This window comes from Streptomyces griseoruber (assembly GCF_001514205.1).
Taxonomy (GTDB): domain Bacteria; phylum Actinomycetota; class Actinomycetes; order Streptomycetales; family Streptomycetaceae; genus Streptomyces; species Streptomyces griseoruber.
In genome coordinates, this window is the sequence record NZ_KQ948764.1 from 745,572 (window position 1) to 763,486 (window position 17,915).

Genomic DNA, 17,915 nt, shown 5'->3' on the forward strand with positions numbered 1-17,915 from the left:
CGGTACGGGCTTCGGTACGGGCCTCAGATGTGGCCGACCCCGGCGCCCGCCTCCGCGTTCTCGCCGCGCTTGGTGAGCAGCGCGACGAACACGGCGACGACCGCGACCCCGGCCGCCACCAGGGACGCGAGGCTCATGCCGGAGATGAAGGTGTCGTGCGCGACGTCGGTGATCTTCACGGCGACCTCGGCGGGCGTCTCGGGCGTCACCGGCGCCACCCCGACCTGGACCGCCTCGGAGGCCTGGTCGAGCTGGGCGGGGGTGAGTTCGGGCAGGCCCGCCGCGGTCCAGTTGCCCGGCAGGTCGCCGTCCACCTTGGAAGCCATCACGGCGCCCAGCACGGCGGTGCCGAGGCTGCCGCCGATCTGCATGGCCGCCTGCTGGAGGCCGCCCGCCACGCCGGACAGTTCCATGGGCGCGTTGCCGACGATGACCTCGGTGGCGCCGACCATGACCGGGGCGAGACCGAGGCCCAGCAGGGCGAACCAGAGGGACATGACGGCGCTGCCGGTGTCCGTCTCCAGCGTGGACATGCCGTACATGGCGATCGCGGTGGCCGCCATACCGCCGGCCAGCGGGATGCGCGGGCCCAGCCTGGTGATCATCGCGCCCGCGAGCGGGGAGCCGACGATCATCATGCCGGTGAGCGGGAGGAGGTGCATGCCGGCGTCGATGGGCTTCATGCCGTGCACGTTCTGGAGATAGAACGTCACGAAGAACAGGCCGCCCATGAAGGCGATGGCCATGAGGACCATCAGGACCACGCCCGCCGACAGCGGGACGGAACGGAACAGCGCCAGCGGGATCAGCGGCTCCTTCACCTTCGTCTCCCACAGGGCGAAGGCGGCGAACAGGACGACGGACCCGATGACGAAGGCCCAGGTCATGCCGTCGCCCCAGCCCCAGGTCGGGGCCTTGATCAGGGCCCAGACCAGGCAGAACATCGCGGCCGACAGCAGCGCGATGCCGAGCAGGTCGAAGGACCGGGGCGCGTTCTGCGCGCGGTGGTCGAGCAGGATCAGCACGCCGAGGACGAGGGCGACGAGGCCGACCGGCACGTTGATGAAGAACACCGACTGCCAGCTGACGTGCTCGACGAGGACACCGCCGAGGATCGGGCCGCCCGCGGTGGAGGCGCCGATGACCATGCCCCAGATGCCGATGGCCATGTTGAGCTTCTCGGCCGGGAAGGTCGCCCGCAGCAGACCGAGCGCGGCCGGCATCAGCAGCGCGCCGAAGAGGCCCTGGAGGACGCGGAAGGTGACGACCAGCGCGATGCTGTCGGACAGGCCGATCGCGCCGGAGGCGGCGGCGAAGCCGACGACGCCTATCAGGAAGGTCTGGCGGTGGCCGAAGCGGTCACCGAGCTTGCCCGCGGTGATCAGGGAGACCGCGAGGGCGAGGAAGTAGCCGTTGGTGATCCACTGCACCTCGGCGAAGGTGGCGCCCAGGTCCTTCTGGATGGCCGGGTTGGCGATGGCCACGATGGTGCCGTCGAGGGCCACCATCATGACCCCGACGGCGACGGTGATGAGGGTGAACCACGGGTGGCCGCGCAGCCCCTGGGCCGGGGGCTGGTCCGACGGGGCTGTCTGCGCCTTGTCCCCCGGCCCCGTCGTGTCGATGGTGGTCTGACTAGTCATGCGTTCGAGGCTAAGGACAGCCACTGACAATTGACAAACGAGTTCACAAGTCAGTAACTGACACCTATGCAAACACTGCGCGAACGCAAGAAGCGGCGCACCCGGGACGCGCTGCTGCGGGCCGCGGTGGAGCTGTTCACCAGCCGGGGGTACGAGGCGACCACCGTCGACGCGATCGCCGAGGCCGTCGACGTCTCGCAGCGCACCTTCTTCCGCTACTTCGCCGGCAAGGAGGAGGCCGCGCTCGGTCTGGTGGAGCTGACCGTGGAGCGGTTCGTGCAGGCGGTGCGGGAGCGTCCGGCGCACGAGCCGCCGCTGGAGGCGCTGCGCCAGGCCGTGCTGGACGGCTGGTCCTCGATCAACGAGGTGGTGGAGAGCGTCGTACCCGTGGAGCTGTATCTGCGGATGTACCGGGTGATCGAGTCGACGCCGGTGCTGCTCGCCGCGTATCTTCGGCGGTCGACCGAGGTCGAGGAGACCCTCGCGGCGGTGATCGCCGAGCGGGAGGGTCTGGACGTGGACGCCGATCCGCGGCCGCGGCTCGCGGTGGCCGTGTTCAGCGGAGTGATGCGGGTGACGGAGCGGCAGTGGGTGGCGCAGGAGGAGGGGGAGTTCAGCCTGGCCGGCATCCGCGCGCTGACGTCCCGCTACCTCGACCAGGTCGGGCCGGCCCTGCTGGGGGACTGGCGCGAGGCCTGAAAGGTTCCCTGACCATCGACACGCCGGTCGAAACGTGATCCCCGCCACTTTATTAACCTGAGACCCTGCCGTTCTCCTAGTGTGTCCTCCCAGTGACTTCCTTCGACACCTCCCCGCAACTGAGCCTCTGGCGCGCGCTCCCCGCCCTGGCGGTGGTGTTCGTGATGCTGGCGACCACCGGCTGGACCGCCGTACGCCATCACCAGGGGACCACCGCGCTGAAGGCCTCGCGCTCGGCCTGGGAGCACGGCCGGATCGACGGCCGCGCACTGCCGGACCCGGACGAGGCGCCGGGCCGGATCGCCCGCTTCTTCGCCTCGCTGACCGCCGCCCAGCGCACCGGGCTCGCCCAGGACTACGCGCTCGCCGTGGGCAACATGAACGGCGCCCCGGTCGAGCTGCGCTACCGCGCCAACCGGATCGCGCTGCACCAGCAGACCCGCGTCGAGCGCAAGCGGATGCACGACAGCCGGCTCACGCCCGCCGGACAGCAGGAGGCCGGGCGGCGCATGCACCGCTACGAGGCGATGAGCGACACCGGCCGGCACATCCTCGCCTTCGACCCGGAGGGCTCGGGCCGGGCCGCCGAGGTCTTCGGCGACCTGGACACCGCCGAGCGGATCTCCGTCGTCGTGCCCGGCGTCGACACCGATCTGCTCACCTTCCAGCGCACCAACCGCAGGTACTCGGCGCCCGTCGGCATGGCCGAGGCGCTGTACGCGGCCGAGCGCGAGGCGCGCCCCGCGACCCGGACCGCCGTGATCGCCTGGGCCGACTACACCTCCCCCGACGGCCTCGGCATCGACTCGGCGACCGCGATGCGCGCCGAGAACGGCGCCGTACGGCTGAACGCGCTGCTGCGCGCCCTGCCCGGCACCTCGCCCGTCTCGCTGTTCTGCCACAGCTACGGCTCGGTGCTGTGCGGGGTGGCCGCGCACACCGTGCCGGGCCGGGTGAGCGACATAGCGGTGGCCGGCAGTCCCGGCATGCGGGTGGAGAAGGCGGCCGAGCTGGGCACCGACGCCCGGGTGTGGGCGATGCGGGACGCCGACGACTGGGTGGGGGACGTACCGCATCTGGAGGTCGGCGGGCTCGGGCACGGCGAGGATCCGATGGCCCGGGCGTTCGGGGCGCGGGTGCTGTCCTCCGAGGACGCGGAGGGCCACGGCGGCTACTTCGTACCGGGCACCGACAGCCTGCGCAACCTCGCCGACATCGGCACCGGCGCGTACCGTTCGGTCGAGTGCGCCGACGACTCCGGCGCCTGCCGGGAGGATTTGTCCGACACGACGACGGCTGGACGCGCGTAGAGACGCAGGAATTGCGGCGCGCGTGGGGAGGGGACGAAGATGCGTGTCCCGCATACGATGAGCCGCATGGGTGACGTACTGGCCGGATTTCATGCCGCCTGGGAGTTCGAGTCCGACTCCGTCCTCATCCGCTACGAACGGGGGATGCGCACCCCCAGGCTGCTGTCGGCGCTGGGTGAACGGAGAATTCCGCTCACCGCCCTGTCCGGGGTGACGCTCACCCCGGGCCGGCGCGGGACCGTCGTGCTGCGCGCGGAGCCGCGGGCGGGGGCCGATCCGCTGATCGAGGCGGCGGCGGGCCAGCTCAAGGACGGCTCCGACCCCTACCGGCTGGTGCTGCCCGCCGAGCGGGAGGTGCTCGCGGAGTACTACGCCGACGAACTGCGCTCCCGGCTGACGGAGTCCGGTCCGGCGGAACGGTTCCTCGTGCCCCCGCCGGAGGCGCCTCTGTCGTTCAAGGCGTACGACGGGAAGGCGTCCTTCGACGGCCGGACCGTGCGGTTCCGGTGGTTCTGGACGGGGGCGTCCTCGGCGAAGTGGAAGGCCGGCGACCAGAGCTTCGCCGTGTCCGAGCTGAGCGGGGTGGAGTGGCGGTCGCCGGAGGTGTTCGAGGGGCATCTGCGGCTGGTGCGCGGGCAGGGTTCCCCGGCACAGGCCGACCAGGACCCGGGGACCGTGGTGTTCGGGCTGGGGTACGGGCCGGTGCACGAGTCGCTGCCGTTCGCCGCGGCGGTCCTGGCCGCCGTGCGGACACGGGGGCCCGTGGCCTCGGTCACGGGCCCCCGTCGCGATCCCTCGGACATCGCCGAACGGATCCGGCATCTGGGAGAGCTGCATCAGGCCGGGCTGGTGACCGATGACGAGTTCTCCGCGAAGAAGGCGGAACTGCTGTCCGAGCTGTGACTACTCGCGGCCGGCCGAGGCGAACCGCATGTCCGCGTAACGGTCGCCGGCCACCTTCGCCGCTATCGGGTCCAGGACGGCCAGTTCCTCCTCCGTCAGCCGGACGGTGGCCGCGGCCGTGTTCTCCTCCACCCGGCTCGGCTTGCGGGTGCCCGGGATCGGGACCACCGGGAGGTCGTACGCCTCGGACCGCTGGTGGACCCAGGCCAGGGCGGTCTGGCCGAGGGTGGCGTCGTGGGCCCGGGCGACGGCGCGGATCGGCTCCAGGAGGGCCGTGTTCGTGGCCGCGTTCTCGCCGGTGAAGCGCGGCTGGGTACGTCGGAAGTCGTCGGCGCCGAGGTCCTGGGCGGCGTCGGTGAAGGAACCGGTGAGGAAGCCGCGGCCGAGCGGGGAGTACGGGACGAGGGTCACGCCGAGTTCGCTCGCCGCCGGGACGACCTGGGCCTCGATGTCACGGCTGAACAGGGACCACTCCGACTGCTCGGCGGCGATGGGGTGCACGGCGTGCGCCGCGCGCAGCTCGGCGGCCGTCACCTCGCTCAGGCCCAGCTGCTTGACCTTGCCCTCGCGGACCAGCTCCGCCATCACGCCGACGGTGTCCTCGATCGGCACGTCCACATCGCGCCGGTGCATGTAGTAGAGGTCGATGACGTCGACGTCCAGCCGCTTCAGGCTCGCCTCGACGGCCTGCCGGATGTACGGCGCGTCGTTGCGGATGATCCGCCGGGACGGGTCCTCGGGCGGGATCCACAGCGCGAACTTGGTCGCGATGACGACCTCGTCGCGGTGCGCCTTGAAGAAGGGGGAGAGGAAGCGTTCGTTGTCCCCCGCGCCGTACGCGTCCGCCGTGTCGTACAGGGTGACGCCGAGCTCCAGGGCGCGTTCCAGGGTGGCCCTGGACTCCTTCGCGTCCGGGGGGCCGTACGCGAAGCTCATGCCCATGCAGCCGAGGCCCTGGACACCGACCTCGGGGCCGTTCTCGCCGAGTCGCGCGGTCGGGATCCTGCTGTCGGTCATCGGGTGGTCCTCTCCCCTTCGTACGCCTGGACGCGTGAGGCGTCCGCATAGAACATGATCTTTCGGTCGAGCACGGCGAGCGTGTCCTGGAGCTCGGCGATCCGGGCCGTGACGTCCCGCCGCGTCGCCTCCAGCAGCTCGTAGCGCTCCCCGTACGTGCTGTCGCCCTCGCGCACCAGCTCCGCGTACCGCACCATGTCGGCGACCGGCATACCGGTGAGCCGCAGCTTGCCGACGAGGTCGAGCCAGTCCAGGTCGCGGTTGCTGTAGCGGCGCTGGCCGGTGTGCGAGCGGTCGATGTGGGACATCAGCCCGATCCGCTCGTACCAGCGCAGGGTGTGGGCCGTCAGGCCGGTGAACGCGACGACCTCGCTGATCGTGTAGCTGTCCTGCCCGTCGGGGCGGGGATGCCGCGGTGGTGGCGCGGAGCAGACGTCTGCGGGGCTCGGGGCTCGCTCGGTGGTCACGGGCGTGGTCTGCAACACCGTCATGGCCTCCACGCTATGACCTTGGAGTGTGCTCCAAGCAAGCGGAATCGGTAAGAATTCGGGGGACGCGGCCTGATCATGACGGTTAGCGTGCGGGGCCATGACCGTTGTGCGCCGGGCGCTGCCCGAGGACGCCGCCGAGGTACTGCGGCTGCGTCAGGTGATGATCGACTCCCTGGCCGCCACCTCCGCCGGGCCGACCGGCTGGCAGAGGGAGTCCCTGCCCGGACTGCGGGCCCGGCTCGCCGACCCCGACGGGGACTTCGGCGCGTTCGTCGTCGACCATCCCGAGCGGGCCGGGGCACTGGCCGCGCTGGTGGTGGGGACGGTGGAGTACCGGATCGGACGGGCCGGCAATCCCCTCGGCGCCCTCGGGTACGTCTTCAGCGTCGCGACCGACCCGGACGCCCGCCGCCGGGGGTACGCGCGGGCCGGCATGGACGCGCTGCTGGCGTGGTTCCGGGAGCGGGGTGTGCGCCAGGTGCACCTCACCGCGTCCGCCGAGGCCGAGCCGCTGTACGTGTCCCTGGGCTTCCGGCGCAAGCCGGACCCCTTGCTGGAGCTGCTGCTGTGAGGGACATAGGCTCGTCGGCATGTCGCTGAAGAGCCTCGCGCTGATCGAGAACTGGCCGGTTCCCTCCGCCGCCGCGGGTGTCGTACGGGCCGACGGCACGGTCCTGGGCACCCAGGGGCCCGTCGGGCGGCGCTTCCCGCTGGCCTCGGTCACCAAGCCGCTGGCCGCGTACGCCGCGCTCGTCGCGTACGAGGAGGGGGCGGTGGAGCTGGACGAGCCGGCCGGTCCGCCCGGGGCCACGGTCCGCCACCTCCTCGCGCACACCTCGGGGCTCGCCTTCGACGAGCACCGGGTGACGTCGGCGCCCGGGGAGCGGCGGCTGTACTCCAACGCGGGGTTCGAGCAGCTCGGCGACCACCTCGCGAAGGCCACGGACATCCCGTTCGCGGAGTATCTGCGGCAGGCGGTGCTGGAGCCGCTGGGCATGACGGCCACCGCCCTGGAGGGCTCCCCCGCCAAGGACGGCGTCTCGACGGTCGAGGACCTTCTCCGCTTCGCGGCCGAGGTGCAGGCGCCCCGGCTGCTGGACCCGCGCACGGTCGCGGAGGCGATGAGCGTCCAGTACCCGGGCACGAAGGGCGTGCTGCCGGGCTACGGCCACCAGAACCCCAACGACTGGGGCCTCGGGTTCGAGATCCGTGACGCCAAGTCCCCGCACTGGACGGGGAGTTCGTCCTCCCCGCGCACCTTCGGCCACTTCGGCCAGTCCGGTACGTTCCTGTGGATCGACCCGGCCGCGGGGCTGGCGGCCGTCGCGCTGACGGACCGCGCCTTCGGCCCCTGGGCGGTGGAGGCCTGGCCGGTGTTCACGGACGCGGTGCTCGCCGAGGCGGGGGCCGGCGGTCACTGATCAGCCGAGATGCGCCGCCCCTTCCTTGCCCACAGGATGGGAAGGGAATCGACTTCCCCGACAGCTTCCCCGGACAGCTGGAGAAGACGGTGAACGCTGAACAACTCCCGCCGTCGTGGCTCTTTCCCCCGGTCCGGCCCCAGGGGCCGCGCACGGCGGTCACCGACCGCGCACCGACACTCACGGCCGACGCCCCGCAGGAAGCCTGCGACTGCGGCTTCCTGCGCGGGATCATCGAGGGCACCTCCGCACCCGTGCTCATCCTCGACACCCATCTGCGCTATCTGTACGTCAATCCCGCCTGGTCCCAGGCCACCGGCCTGCCCGCCACCGCGTTCGTGGGCCGGAAGTTCGGCGAGACGCTGCCGGAGGTCCAGACACCCGACGACGTCCTGATCGAGGTGCTGGCGGACGGGCGGTCCCGGGAGGTGACGCTGACCACCGCCCTCACCCCCTCGCCGGGCGGACGCCGGCTGTGGCGGGCGGTGATCCACCGGCTGGAGTCGCAGGGACAGGTGGTCGGTGTCTGCGGCATCGGTGTGGAGGTCAGCAATCTGCGCCAGTACATGGACGACCTGGAGGAGGCCCACCAGCGGCTCGCCCTGCTGGACGCCGCGACCGTCCGGGTCGGCACCACCCTGGACATGGCCACCACCTGCGGCGAACTCGCCGACTTCCTCGCCCCGTCCCTGGCCGACGTGGCCGCCGTCGCCATCGTCGACGACGAGCCCCCGGACGGGCCTCCGCTGCGCCCCGGCGTACTGCGGCTGAGGAAGATGCAGTTGGCGGCGCCTCCGGAACTGAAGTGGCACCTGCGCGCGCTGTCCGGCCCCGGCCCCTACGTGGACGTCCCGCGCGGCTCCCTCGTCCGCCGCTGCATGGACAGCGGACGCCCGTGGCGCGGCAACCTGGCCTCCGACGAGCTGTTCCAGAAGCTCGTCGTGGAACCGGACCACGTCAAGGTCATCCGAGCCGCCGGCATCCACTCGATCCTCGTCGCCCCGCTGCGCACCACGGGCCGCTCCGTCGGGATCGTCATCCTGATGCGGGCCGGGGACTCCGCCCCCTTCACCGACGACGACCTGCTCACCGCCCAGGGAGTGGCCGGTCGTGCGGCCGTCTCCATCGACAGCGCCCGCCGGTACACCCACGACCACACCATGACCCTGGAACTCCAGCGCGCGCTGCTCTCCGAGCCCGACAACGTCAGCTCCAGCGTGGAGGTGGCCACCCGGTATCTGCCCTCCGGCCGCAGCGCGCTGGTCGGCGGGGACTGGTACGACTCCATCGCCGCCCCGGGCGGCCGCACCCTGCTGGTCATGGGCGATGTGATGGGGCACGGCTTCAAGGCCGCCGTCGCCATGAGCCAGTACCGCTCCGTCCTGCGCACCATCGGCACCTCCTGCCGCCCCGTCGACGCCATCCTCGCCGAGGCCGACCGGCGGGCCGCCCGCCTCGGCCTCGACCGGGTCGCCACCTGCCTCCTCGTCCTCGTGGACCCCGGGACCGACACCTGCACGGCGGCCACGGCCGGCCATCTGCCGCCCGTCCTCGTCCGCCCGGACGGCGCGGCGAAGGTGCTGAGCCTGCCGGCCGGTCCCCCGATCGGTACGGAACTCGGCGACTACGAGGTGACAACGTTCTCCTTCGAACCCGGCGACGTCCTGCTCCTCTACACCGACGGTCTCGTGGAACAGCGCGGGGTGGACATCGACGACGGCATGCGCGCCCTCACCGAGATGGGCCTGTCGGCCGACGGCCCGCTGGAGCATCTGCTCGACACCCTGCTCACCCGGCTGACCAGCGGCATGTTCGAGGACGACATCGCGCTGCTGGCCGCCCGCAGGAGAACACCGGCGACCTAGGGTGTGTGTCGAAAGTCCCGTCCGGCCGTGACGGGCCCCGCCCTCCGGGCGGACGACGCCACCTTCGACGCACGCCCTAGGCGGACAGCTCCCAGATCAGCACCTCGGCCGGGCCGGTCAGGGTGAGCAGTTCGAGGTCCTTCTCGTCCGCGGCGCGCACCGCGTCCCCGGGGCCCAGCTCGTGCGGGCCCATCCGGACGGTGCCGCGCACCACGTGGACGTACGCCCGTGGCGCGTCCGGCACCGCCGTCCGCTCCCCCGGCACCAGCCGTCGTACGTGGAGCATCGCCCCGGCGCCGGGGACGGCGTAGGGCGTGGAGTCCGCGATGCCGTGGACGATCTCGTACGACGGGTCGCCGCCGGGGTCCAGCGGGGCCAGCCACATCTGTACGAAGGTGAGGGGGGCCGTGCCGTCGTTGCGCTCGACGTGCCGGACGCCGCCCGCCGCGCTGAGGCGCTGCACGTCCCCGGGCCGGACGGTCGTCTCGTGCCCCTGCGAGTCACGGTGGGTGAGCCGGCCCTCCACGACCCACGTCACGATCTCGGTGTGGCTGTGGGGGTGCTCGTCGAACCCGGCGCCGGGGGCGAGGCGCTCCTCGTTGCAGGCGATCAGCGCGCCGAAGCGGAGGTTGTCGGGGTCGTAGTGGGACCCGAAGGAGAAGGCGTGCCGTGTCTCGATGCCGGCCGCCGGGTCCCCTCCGGGATAGCGCTCGTCGGCGCGGCGTACGTCCATCACGCCCCCACGGTAGCCCCAGGGCGCGTGAGTCGGCCCACGTGTGGCCCCACCGACGCACACCACCCTCCCGATAAGGCAACCTTGTGCACGTGCCCGAACCCGAAACCACCCACCCAGACGCCGCAGCGCACCCCGCCCACCCGCACCCCGCGACCCTGAAGCGGCTGGTGAAATCCTCCGGAAGCCTCGCCGCTCAGGCCATCGCGCGGATGGACGAGACGCTGCCGTGGTACCGGGCGATGCCCCCGGAGAACCGTTCCTGGATCGGGCTGGTCGCCCAGGCGGGCATCGCCGCCTTCACGGAGTGGTTCCGGCACCCGGACGCCCCGCAGGCGATCTCCACCGATGTGTTCGGGACCGCGCCCCGGGAGCTGACCCGGGCGATCACGCTGCGCCAGACCGTGGAGATGGTGCGCACCACCATCGAGGTCATGGAGTCCGCGATCGACGAGGTCGCGGCCCCCGGTGACGAGGGCGTGCTGCGCGAGGCACTGCTCGTCTACGCCCGGGAGATCGCCTTCGCCACCGCCCAGGTGTACGCCCAGGCCGCCGAGGCACGCGGTGCCTGGGACGCCCGGCTGGAGTCGCTGGTCGTCAACGCGGTGCTCAGCGGGGAGGCCGACGAGGGTGCCGTGAGCCGGGCCGCCGCGCTCGGCTGGAACGCGCCGGAACATGTGTGCGTCGTGCTCGGCACCGCCCCGGAGGGGGACTCCGAGCTGACCGTCGAGGCCATCCGGCGCGCTTCCCGGCACGCCAAGCTCCAGGTGCTCACCGGGGTGCTCGGCTCGCGGCTGGTCGTCATCGCGGGCGGCAGCGACAATCCGATCGCCGTCGCCAAGTCCCTGATCGGGCCGTTCGCCGCCGGTCCGGTCGTGGCCGGGCCCGTGGTGCCCGATCTGCTGGCGGCCACCCGGTCCGCGCAGGCCGCCGCCGCCGGGCTCAAGGCGTGTTCCGCCTGGCAGGACGCGCCGCGCCCGGTCCTGGCGGACGATCTGCTTCCGGAACGCGCGATCGCCGGTGATCCCAGCGCGCGCGAGCAGTTGGTGGAGGAGATCTACAGACCGCTGGAGGAGGCCGGCTCCGCGCTGCTGGAGACGCTCTCCGTCTATCTCGAACAGGCGAGCAGTCTGGAGGGCGCGGCGCGGATGCTGTTCGTGCATCCCAACACCGTGCGCTACCGGCTCCGACGTGTGACTGACGTCACCGGCTGGTCGCCATCCGATGTACGCTCCGCATTCACCCTGCGGATCGCGCTCATCCTGGGGCGCCTCGTCGACGGAGATCCCCAGACGTAGGCTTTTGTCGGGGGTCCACAAAACCCCTTGCCGTTCTTCGTCCCTGTCCCCACGGGCGGCACCGGCCGTCCACAAGAGAGAGTGTGAGAGTGCTCGTACTCGTCGCTCCCGGCCAGGGCGCCCAGACGCCCGGCTTTCTGACCCCCTGGCTCGACCTCCCCGGTGTCGAGGACCGCCTGCGTGCCCTGTCGGCGGCCATCGACCTCGACCTGGTGCACTACGGCACGAACGCCGACGCGGACGAGATCCGTGACACCGCGATCGCCCAGCCGCTGCTGGTGGCGGCCGGGATCGTCTCCACCACGGCACTTGGTGCCGTCCGGCCGGGCGCGGTCGCCGGTCACAGCGTCGGCGAGATCACCGCGGCCGTCTCCGCGGGCGTCCTCGACGACATCGCCGCGCTGACCCTCGTACGCCGCCGCGGCCTGGCCATGGCCGAGGCCGCCGCGGTCACCGCGACCGGGATGTCGGCGCTGCTCGGTGGCGACCCCGAGGTGACCGTGCCGCATCTGGAGAAGCTCGGGCTGACCCCGGCGAACGTCAACGGCGCCGGCCAGATCGTCGCGGCCGGCACCCTGGAGCAGCTCGCCGCGCTGAACGAGGACAAGCCCGAGGGCGTCCGCAAGGTCGTCCCGCTGAAGGTCGCCGGCGCGTTCCACACGCATCACATGGCCCCGGCCGTCGAGACCCTCGCCAAGGCCGCCGCGGAGCTGGCCCCGGCCGACCCGACGGTCCGTTACGTCTCGAACAAGGACGGCAGGACCGTCGCGACCGGCGCCGAGGTGCTGGAGCGGCTGGTCGGCCAGGTCGCCAACCCGGTCCGCTGGGACCTGTGCATGGAGACCTTCAAGGAGCTCGGCGCGACCGCGATCATCGAGGTCTGCCCCGGCGGCACGCTGGTCGGCCTCGCCAAGCGCGCCCTGCCCGGCGTGAAGACGCTCGCGCTGAAGACCCCCGACGACCTCGACGCCGCTCGTGAGCTCCTCTCCGAGCACGGCGCCGCCTGACAAGGAGCCCTGATGGCGAAGATCAGGCCCAGCAAGGGCCATCCGTACGCGCGCATCCTCGGCGTCGGCGGCTACCGGCCCACCCGGGTCGTGCCCAACGAGGTGATCCTGGAGACGATCGACTCCTCCGACGAGTGGATCCGCTCCCGCTCGGGCATCGAGACCCGGCACTGGGCGAACGACGAGGAGACCGTCGCCGCCATGTCGGTCGAGGCGGCCGGCAAGGCGATCGCCGACGCCGGGATCACCGCCGAGCAGGTCGGTGCCGTGGTCGTCTCGACCGTCTCGCACTTCAAGCAGACCCCGGCCGTCGCGACCGAGATCGCCGACAAGCTCGGTACCGACAGGGCCGCCGCCTTCGACATCTCGGCCGGCTGCGCGGGCTTCGGCTACGGCCTGACGCTCGCCAAGGGCATGGTCGTCGAGGGCTCCGCCGAGTACGTCCTGGTCATCGGCGTGGAGCGGCTGAGCGATCTGACGGACCTGGAGGACCGGGCCACGGCCTTCCTGTTCGGCGACGGCGCCGGCGCGGTCGTCGTCGGTCCCGCCACCGAGCCCGCGATCGGGCCGACGGTGTGGGGTTCCGAGGGCGACAAGTCGGAGACCATCAAGCAGACCGTGCCGTGGACGGACTACCGCGACGGCACCGTCGAGCGCTTCCCGGCGATCACGCAGGAGGGCCAGGCGGTCTTCCGCTGGGCCGTCTTCGAGATGGCCAAGGTCGCCAAGGAGGCGCTGGACGCCGCCGGCATCACCGCCGACGAGCTGGACGTCTTCATCCCGCACCAGGCCAACGAGCGGATCATCGACTCGATGGTCAAGACTCTCAAGCTGCCGGAGTCCGTCACCGTCGCCCGTGACGTGCGCACCACCGGCAACACCTCGGCCGCCTCGATCCCGCTCGCGATGGAGCGGCTTCTGGCGACCGGTGAGGCGAAGAGCGGCGACACCGCGCTCGTCATCGGATTCGGGGCGGGTCTCGTCTACGCCGCGACTGTCGTTACCCTCCCCTAGGCACTCCGTGCCGGATCATGCGATCCGGTCGCGGAAAGCACCACTGCCACACCCTCTGGAACACAACGAAGGAGCGCCATCATGGCCGCCACTCAGGAAGAGATCGTCGCCGGTCTCGCCGACATCGTGAACGAGATCGCCGGCATCCCGGTTGAGGACGTCCAGCTGGACAAGTCCTTCACCGACGACCTGGACGTCGACTCGCTGTCCATGGTCGAGGTCGTCGTCGCCGCCGAAGAGCGCTTCGACGTCAAGATCCCGGACGAGGACGTCAAGAACCTCAAGACGGTCGGCGACGCGACCGACTACATCCTCAAGCACCAGGGCTGATCTTCCGATCCCCTGGGCTGAACTGCCCCGCCACCCGGCGGTGGCGCCGCTCTCCCCGCACTGGCGGGGGTAGTCCTCCTCGCAACGTTGGAGAAAGAATCCGTGAGCCCGACCAATCGCACCGTGGTCGTCACCGGTATCGGCGCAACCACACCGCTGGGTGGCGACGCAGCCTCTACCTGGGAGGGCCTGGTCGCCGGCAAGTCCGGTGTCAAGGTCCTGGAGCAGGAGTGGGCGGCCGACCAGGCCGTCCGGATCGCGGCCCCGGTCGCCGTGGAGCCCCTCGAGGTCATCCCGCGCCCGCAGGCCCGCAAGCTGGACCGCTCGGCGCAGTTCGCGCTGATCGCGGCTCAGGAAGCCTGGAAGGACGCCGGTTTCACCGGCAAGGCCGGCGAGGACGGCAGTGACGGCACGGTCGACCCCGACCGGCTCGGCGCGGTCATCGCCTCCGGCATCGGCGGTGTCACCACCCTCCTCGACCAGTACGACGTACTGAAGGAGAAGGGCGTCCGCCGGGTCTCCCCGCACACCGTGCCGATGCTGATGCCGAACAGCCCGTCCGCCAACGTGGGTCTGCTCGTGGGCGCCCGCGCGGGCGTGCACACCCCGGTCTCCGCCTGCGCGTCGGGCGCCGAGGCCATCGGCTACGCCATCGAGATGATCCGTACGGGCCGCGCCGACGTCGTCGTCGCCGGTGGTACGGAGGCGGCGATCCACCCGCTGCCCATCGCCGCGTTCGGCAACATGATGGCGATGTCCAAGAACAACGAGGACCCGCAGGGTGCCTCGCGTCCCTACGACGTGGCCCGTGACGGCTTCGTGATGGGCGAGGGCGCCGGTGTGATCGTCCTGGAGTCCGCGGAGCACGCGGCGAAGCGCGGGGCCCGGGTGTACGCCGAGGCCGTCGGGCAGGGCATCTCCGCCGACGCCCACGACATCGTGCAGCCGGAGCCGGAGGGCCGCGGCATCTCGCACGCCCTCCAGAACCTGCTGGAGCGCACCGACCTGGACCCGGCGGAGATCGTGCACGTCAACGCGCACGCGACCTCCACGCCGGCCGGTGACATCGCCGAACTGAAGGCGCTGCGCAAGGTCTTCGGCGACGACGCCGACCACATGGCCGTCTCGGCGACCAAGTCGATGACCGGTCATCTGCTCGGTGGCGCGGGCGGTGTCGAGACCGTCGCGACCGTGCTCGCCCTGTACCACCGGGTGGCGCCGCCGACGATCAACGTCGAGAACCTCGACCCCGAGGCCGAGGCCAACGCGGACGTCGTCCGCGGCGAGGCCCGCAAGCTGCCCGTGGAGGGCCGTATCGCCGCGCTGAACGACTCGTTCGGCTTCGGCGGGCACAACGTCGTGCTGGCGTTCCGCACGGTCTGAGAGACGTCTGTACGTACGTGAAGGGCCCCCACCTCTCGAGGTGGGGGCCCTTCACGTGTTCACGTCTCAGACGACCTGGTGCAGCCAGCGCACCGGGGCCCCCTCGCCGGCGTAGCGGAACGGCTCCAGTTCGTCGTCCCAGGGCTTGCCGAGGAGTTTGGCGAGTTCGGCCTCGAGGTCGGTCTCGCCGCGTCGGCTGCGGAGCAGGGCCGCGCGCAGCCGGTCCTCGGGGATGAGGATGTCGCCGTGGATGCCGGTGACGGCGTGGAAGATGCCGAGGTCGGGGGTGCAGCTGTAGCGCTCGCCCTCGGCGGTGGCGCAGGGTTCGGCGGTCACCTCGAAGCGGAGCATCTGCCAGCCGCGCAGTGCGGAGGCGAGCTTGGAGGCGGTGCCGGCCTCGCCCTTGAAGGAGAACTCCGAGCGCCAGGTGCCGGGCGCGGCGGGCTGCCGGATCCAGTCGAGGTTGACGCGCGTGCCGAGCACCCCGGCGATGGCCCACTCGACGTGCGGGCACAGCGCGCGCGGCGCGGAGTGCACGTACAGAACTCCACGTGTCGTCACCGGGACCTCCGGGCAGAGCGGGACATCTTGCAGGCGGGCATGGCGGCGGTGTCGGGGCAGCCGCGTTGATGGCGAGGCTACCGTGCGGCGGCGCAAGGAGTGTGACGTACCGTCGGTCCCGGTGCCGTGAACGTCCGCCTTTCACTCGGCAGGACGCCTGTACGGGTGTGAAGCGTTCCATCTTGTGGGTCCTGTTGTGTCCCGGTCCCGGCGGACGGTCCGGGCGCGCGGGAACTCCTGTGCGTTGTCATGGGTGGGGCCTGTCATGGGTGGGGCCGTCTGTCCGAGCAGCGAGGGGATCACCAGGGGATGCGGATGCGAAACCGGCGGGTGCGGGCGGTGCTGGCCGTCACCGGCGCGGCCGTCCTGGGACTGGCCGGCTGTGACGCGCTGGGCGGGGGCGGCGACTCGGGGGGCGCGGGGGCGCGCAAGGCGAAGGCGGCCCGGGCCCCGTCGTGGGACACCAGCCCGGCGTCGATGGCGGCGGTGGGCGACTCCATCACCCGTGGCTTCGACGCCTGTACGGTCCTTCAGGACTGCCCGGAGGTGTCCTGGGCGACGGGTGCGAGCACCGAGGTGAACAGTCTCGCGGTACGGCTGCTCGGCGCGTCGAAGGCGGCCACGCACAGCTGGAACTACGCGGTGACCGGGGCCAGGATGGCGGATCTGGCGGGCCAGATGACCCGGGCGGTGGCGGAGAAACCGCAGCTCGTGACGGTGATGGCGGGGGCGAACGACGCCTGCCGGGAGTCGACGGCGGCGATGACGCCGGTGGCGGACTTCCGGGCGGAGTTCGAGGAGGCGCTGCGCACGCTGCGCGGGTCGCTGCCGAAGGCGCAGGTGTACGTGGCGAGCGTGCCGAACCTGAAGCGCCTGTGGTCGCAGGGGCGGACCAACGCGCTGGGCAAGCAGATCTGGAAGCTCGGCATCTGCCCCTCGATGCTGGGCGACGCGGACGCGCTGGACGCGGCGGCGACCGCGCGGCGGGACACCGTGCAGCGGCGGGTGGAGGACTACAACAAGGTGCTGAAGGAGGTCTGCGCGAAGGACACGCGGTGCCGCTTCGACGGCGGCGCGGTGTACGACTTCCGGTTCGGCACGGATCAGTTGAGTCACTGGGACTGGTTCCATCCGGGCAAGGACGGTCAGGCGCGGCTCGCGGAGATCGCCTACCGAAAAGTCACCGAGCGGGTCACGTGACTTAGTGTTTCGACCATGAGCGAACACTTCGGAACACTTTCCGATGGCACCCCGGTACACCGCTGGACCCTGGAGCGGGCGGGCACCCGGGTGCGGGTGCTGTCGTACGGCGGGATCGTGCAGTCCGTGGAGGTCCCGGACCGGGACGGGCGGACGGCGGACGTGGTGCTGGGGTTCGCGGACCTGGACGGGTATCTCTCCCACCCCGAGCCCTTCCTGGGCGCCCTGATCGGCCGGTACGCGAACCGGATCGCGCAGGCCCGCTTCCCGCTGGACGGGCTGACGTACGCGCTGGAGCCCAACAACGCGCCGGGCTCGCTGCACGGCGGTCCGCGCGGCTTCGACAAGCGGGTGTGGGAGGTGGAGCCGGTCGAGCACGGGCTGCGGCTGAGCCGGGTGAGCCCGCACGGCGAGGAGGGCTTCCCGGGGCGGCTGGAGGTCTCGGCGACGTACACGCTGGACGCGTCGGGGGCGCTGCGGATCGGGTACGAGGCGGTCACGGACGCGCCGACGGTGGTGAACCTGACCAACCACAGCTACTTCAACCTGGGCGGGCCGGACAGCGGGGACGCCGGGGGCCATGAACTGCGGCTGGCCGCCTCGCGGTACACCCCGGTGGACGCGGATCTGATCCCGACCGGGGAGCTCGCGGAGGTGGCGGGCACCCGCTTCGACTTCCGTACGGCCCGTAAGACCGGCTCCGGCTACGACCACAACTTCGTGCTGGACAAGGGCGTCACGGCCGCGGCGCGCGAGGTGGCTGAGCTGCACGATCCGGCGAGCGGGCGGGTGCTGACGGTGTCGACGACCGAGCCGGGCGTCCAGGTGTACACCGCGGACCATCTGGGCGAGCCGTTCACGCCGTGCCAGGGGATCGCGCTGGAGACCCAGCACTTCCCCGACTCGCCGAACCGCCCGGAGTTCCCCACGACCGTGCTGCGGCCGGGCGAGGTCTACCGGTCGGAGACGGTGTACGGCTTCGGCGTCCGGTGAGAAATAGCCCCGGCCCAGGGGTCAGGTCCCGGGCCGGGGCTGTTCAT

18 protein-coding genes are annotated in these 17,915 nt (G+C 71.7%); 13 read left to right on the forward strand and 5 right to left on the reverse strand.

Annotation, left to right across the window (positions count from 1 at the left end; genetic code table 11):
* Nucleotides 1–23 precede the first annotated feature (23 nt).
* A complete protein-coding gene (locus AQJ64_RS07760) occupies nt 24–1,643 on the reverse strand; it encodes an MFS transporter (RefSeq protein ID WP_055632988.1) in 1,620 nt (539 codons plus the stop codon).
* Nucleotides 1,644–1,709: 66 nt separating this feature from the next.
* Here AQJ64_RS07760 and AQJ64_RS07765 point away from each other — a divergent pair, with 66 nt between their 5' ends.
* The 3 genes from AQJ64_RS07765 (at nt 1,710) to AQJ64_RS07775 (ending at nt 4,555) form a co-directional block, all read left to right on the forward strand.
* Nucleotides 1,710–2,342 carry a TetR family transcriptional regulator gene (locus AQJ64_RS07765; protein WP_055632989.1) on the forward strand — a complete coding sequence of 211 codons (633 nt, stop codon included), beginning with the start codon at nt 1,710–1,712 and terminating at the stop codon, nt 2,340–2,342.
* A 92-nt stretch (nt 2,343–2,434) separates the two neighbouring features.
* Complete coding sequence (locus AQJ64_RS07770) at nt 2,435–3,652, forward strand: alpha/beta hydrolase (RefSeq protein ID WP_055632990.1); 1,218 nt, start codon at nt 2,435–2,437, stop codon at nt 3,650–3,652.
* A 57-nt stretch (nt 3,653–3,709) separates the two neighbouring features.
* A complete protein-coding gene (locus AQJ64_RS07775; protein ID WP_079061520.1) occupies nt 3,710–4,555 on the forward strand; it encodes a DUF4429 domain-containing protein in 846 nt (281 codons plus the stop codon).
* Here the strand turns inward: AQJ64_RS07775 and AQJ64_RS07780 are convergent, their stop codons facing one another.
* Both AQJ64_RS07780 and AQJ64_RS07785 read right to left on the reverse strand, forming a co-directional pair.
* Complete coding sequence (locus AQJ64_RS07780; protein ID WP_055632992.1) at nt 4,556–5,572, reverse strand: aldo/keto reductase; 1,017 nt, start codon at nt 5,570–5,572, stop codon at nt 4,556–4,558.
* Nucleotides 5,569–6,063, reverse strand: coding sequence for a MerR family transcriptional regulator (locus tag AQJ64_RS07785; protein WP_055632993.1), 495 nt, complete (start codon nt 6,061–6,063; stop codon nt 5,569–5,571). The genes AQJ64_RS07780 and AQJ64_RS07785 overlap by 4 nt, the downstream gene beginning before the upstream one ends.
* Nucleotides 6,064–6,160: 97 nt before the next feature.
* On the opposite strand from AQJ64_RS07785, the gene AQJ64_RS07790 reads away from it, so the two are divergent.
* The 3 genes from AQJ64_RS07790 (at nt 6,161) to AQJ64_RS07800 (ending at nt 9,349) form a co-directional block, all read left to right on the forward strand.
* A complete protein-coding gene (locus AQJ64_RS07790; protein WP_055632994.1) occupies nt 6,161–6,634 on the forward strand; it encodes a GNAT family N-acetyltransferase in 474 nt (157 codons plus the stop codon).
* 19 nt (nt 6,635–6,653) lie between these two features.
* The gene (locus AQJ64_RS07795) at nt 6,654–7,484 is read left to right on the forward strand and encodes a serine hydrolase domain-containing protein (protein ID WP_055632995.1); all 831 of its coding nucleotides are present in this window, start codon (nt 6,654–6,656) and stop codon (nt 7,482–7,484) included.
* Nucleotides 7,485–7,573: 89 nt separating this feature from the next.
* Nucleotides 7,574–9,349, forward strand: coding sequence for a SpoIIE family protein phosphatase (locus AQJ64_RS07800; protein ID WP_055632996.1), 1,776 nt, complete (start codon nt 7,574–7,576; stop codon nt 9,347–9,349).
* Nucleotides 9,350–9,425: 76 nt separating this feature from the next.
* On the opposite strand, the gene AQJ64_RS07805 is transcribed toward AQJ64_RS07800, so the two are convergent.
* A complete protein-coding gene (locus tag AQJ64_RS07805; protein WP_099053911.1) occupies nt 9,426–10,082 on the reverse strand; it encodes a pirin family protein in 657 nt (218 codons plus the stop codon).
* 92 nt (nt 10,083–10,174) lie between these two features.
* Between AQJ64_RS07805 and fasR the strand changes: the two genes are divergently transcribed.
* The 5 genes from fasR to AQJ64_RS07830 all read left to right on the forward strand — a co-directional run bounded on the left by fasR (nt 10,175) and on the right by AQJ64_RS07830 (nt 15,114).
* Entirely contained in the window at nt 10,175–11,380 is a 1,206-nt protein-coding gene (gene fasR / locus AQJ64_RS07810) for a fatty acid biosynthesis transcriptional regulator FasR (RefSeq protein WP_059202530.1), read from the forward strand.
* A gap of 89 nt (nt 11,381–11,469) precedes the next feature.
* Nucleotides 11,470–12,387 (forward strand): ACP S-malonyltransferase, encoded by a 918-nt coding sequence (locus AQJ64_RS07815; RefSeq protein WP_055632998.1) that lies wholly within the window; start codon nt 11,470–11,472, stop codon nt 12,385–12,387.
* A gap of 12 nt (nt 12,388–12,399) precedes the next feature.
* Complete coding sequence (locus AQJ64_RS07820) at nt 12,400–13,401, forward strand: ketoacyl-ACP synthase III (RefSeq protein ID WP_055632999.1); 1,002 nt, start codon at nt 12,400–12,402, stop codon at nt 13,399–13,401.
* Nucleotides 13,402–13,482: 81 nt separating this feature from the next.
* Entirely contained in the window at nt 13,483–13,731 is a 249-nt protein-coding gene (locus tag AQJ64_RS07825; RefSeq protein WP_004001566.1) for an acyl carrier protein, read from the forward strand.
* Nucleotides 13,732–13,833: 102 nt separating this feature from the next.
* Entirely contained in the window at nt 13,834–15,114 is a 1,281-nt protein-coding gene (locus AQJ64_RS07830; RefSeq protein WP_055633000.1) for a beta-ketoacyl-[acyl-carrier-protein] synthase family protein, read from the forward strand.
* A 66-nt stretch (nt 15,115–15,180) separates the two neighbouring features.
* Here AQJ64_RS07830 and AQJ64_RS07835 read toward each other — a convergent pair whose 3' ends face one another.
* Nucleotides 15,181–15,675 carry a DUF3145 domain-containing protein gene (locus AQJ64_RS07835; protein WP_055633001.1) on the reverse strand — a complete coding sequence of 165 codons (495 nt, stop codon included), beginning with the start codon at nt 15,673–15,675 and terminating at the stop codon, nt 15,181–15,183.
* Nucleotides 15,676–15,984: 309 nt separating this feature from the next.
* On the opposite strand from AQJ64_RS07835, the gene AQJ64_RS07840 reads away from it, so the two are divergent.
* Both AQJ64_RS07840 and AQJ64_RS07845 read left to right on the forward strand, forming a co-directional pair.
* Entirely contained in the window at nt 15,985–16,875 is an 891-nt protein-coding gene (locus AQJ64_RS07840) for an SGNH/GDSL hydrolase family protein (protein ID WP_055633002.1), read from the forward strand.
* 15 nt (nt 16,876–16,890) lie between these two features.
* Entirely contained in the window at nt 16,891–17,868 is a 978-nt protein-coding gene (locus tag AQJ64_RS07845; RefSeq protein WP_055633003.1) for an aldose epimerase family protein, read from the forward strand.
* Nucleotides 17,869–17,915: the final 47 nt, after the last annotated feature.

Coding starts and splice junctions, on each gene's coding strand:
- AQJ64_RS07845 (WP_055633003.1), top strand. CDS start 16,891: ATGAGCGAACACTTCGGAACACTTTCCGATGGCACCCCGGTACACCGC.
- AQJ64_RS07775 (WP_079061520.1), top strand. CDS start 3,710: ATGAGCCGCATGGGTGACGTACTGGCCGGATTTCATGCCGCCTGGGAG.
- AQJ64_RS07760 (WP_055632988.1), bottom strand. CDS start 1,643: ATGACTAGTCAGACCACCATCGACACGACGGGGCCGGGGGACAAGGCG.
- AQJ64_RS07795 (WP_055632995.1), top strand. CDS start 6,654: ATGTCGCTGAAGAGCCTCGCGCTGATCGAGAACTGGCCGGTTCCCTCC.
- AQJ64_RS07790 (WP_055632994.1), top strand. CDS start 6,161: ATGACCGTTGTGCGCCGGGCGCTGCCCGAGGACGCCGCCGAGGTACTG.
- AQJ64_RS07785 (WP_055632993.1), bottom strand. CDS start 6,063: ATGACGGTGTTGCAGACCACGCCCGTGACCACCGAGCGAGCCCCGAGC.
- AQJ64_RS07765 (WP_055632989.1), top strand. CDS start 1,710: ATGCAAACACTGCGCGAACGCAAGAAGCGGCGCACCCGGGACGCGCTG.
- AQJ64_RS07840 (WP_055633002.1), top strand. CDS start 15,985: ATGCGGATGCGAAACCGGCGGGTGCGGGCGGTGCTGGCCGTCACCGGC.
- AQJ64_RS07780 (WP_055632992.1), bottom strand. CDS start 5,572: ATGACCGACAGCAGGATCCCGACCGCGCGACTCGGCGAGAACGGCCCC.
- AQJ64_RS07805 (WP_099053911.1), bottom strand. CDS start 10,082: ATGGACGTACGCCGCGCCGACGAGCGCTATCCCGGAGGGGACCCGGCG.
- AQJ64_RS07820 (WP_055632999.1), top strand. CDS start 12,400: ATGGCGAAGATCAGGCCCAGCAAGGGCCATCCGTACGCGCGCATCCTC.
- AQJ64_RS07825 (WP_004001566.1), top strand. CDS start 13,483: ATGGCCGCCACTCAGGAAGAGATCGTCGCCGGTCTCGCCGACATCGTG.